Source organism: Bacillus sp. MHSD_36, assembly GCF_030757775.1.
Lineage (GTDB): Bacteria > Bacillota > Bacilli > Bacillales > Bacillaceae_G > Bacillus_A.
This window is the reverse complement of the sequence record NZ_JAVBIS010000033.1, coordinates 1-546: the sequence shown is the minus strand read 5'-3', so window position 1 is coordinate 546 and position 546 is coordinate 1. Positions and strand designations below refer to the sequence as shown.

Sequence of the window (546 nt, the reverse complement as noted above, 5' to 3'; positions counted from 1 at the left end):
TTTCGACCTAACGGACGATTAACGTCAGGGGAGTTAACACATTAGCGAGCTGTTTCACGCCTAACCCCTCTATCCCATTTGTCCATGCATTTGGGATTACTTTTCGTAAAATGTTAGCCGCAGCATTTACATCTGCATTAATTAAAGTTTTATTTGCTGAACGATATATGCCGCGCTTTATTCGTTTTCCTGAAAAATTTGTATTTTGGTCATTTTCTCCATACGTTGGAATGAAGTCGTTATCCAGAAAACTTGCTTTCGATGTATATGATTCTTCAGTTACAACAACTTGAATGCCTATAGCATTTGCTTTGTATGTAATCATTTGAATCAGTAAATTATGCGGGATATGACAAAACGATTGGTTATTTCTTTTTCCCATATTCGTTTCTTGTTTCCAACTTTTGTTTTGACCAATAACGATTTTACAAACTTCTTCTTCTTGAGCTAGTTTTACGATGTGGTGACTAACTTTATGGAAGACGTCTTTTATTTTCAAGTAACGTTTTTGATGAAGTTTTTCTATCCTTTTAGAAGTAAAAGGTC

Annotated in this window: 1 protein-coding gene; it reads right to left on the bottom strand. The window is 34.8% G+C overall.

From position 1 onward, the window contains the following. Nucleotides 1-7 precede the first annotated feature (7 nt). Nucleotides 8-546, bottom strand: a 539-nt coding sequence (locus Q9B79_RS26815) for an IS200/IS605 family accessory protein TnpB-related protein (RefSeq protein WP_306189019.1), incomplete at its 5' end; no start/stop codon positions are given.